The organism is Phosphitispora fastidiosa, from assembly GCF_019008365.1.
GTDB lineage: Bacteria > Bacillota > Thermincolia > Thermincolales > UBA2595 > Phosphitispora > Phosphitispora fastidiosa.
In genome coordinates, this window is sequence record NZ_JAHHUL010000170.1 from 1 (window position 1) to 255 (window position 255).

The following is a 255-nucleotide window of genomic DNA, read 5'->3' on the forward strand; positions in this document are numbered from 1 at the left end:
GTCGTCGAGGATGACGAAGAATTCATCGCCCCCCACACGGGCGACGGTATCCACGACGCGCAGCGTGCGTTGCAGGCGCCGGCTCACCTCCACCAGGAGCTGGTCGCCGACCGCGTGACCGAGCGTATCGTTCACGAGCTTGAGCCGGTCGAGGTCCACGACCATGAAGGCAAAGCGCCTGCCCGCGCGGCGCCCCTGGGCAATGCAGTGCTCCAGGCGATCGAAGAAGAGTTCCCGGTTGGGCAGGCCCGTCAG

At 67.1% G+C, this 255-nt stretch carries 1 protein-coding gene; it reads right to left on the reverse strand.

The genetic code is table 11. The annotated features are described in order from the left end of the window. On the reverse strand, positions 1 to 255 hold a 255-nt coding region (locus Ga0451573_RS19375), incomplete at both ends, for a diguanylate cyclase domain-containing protein (RefSeq protein WP_231685829.1).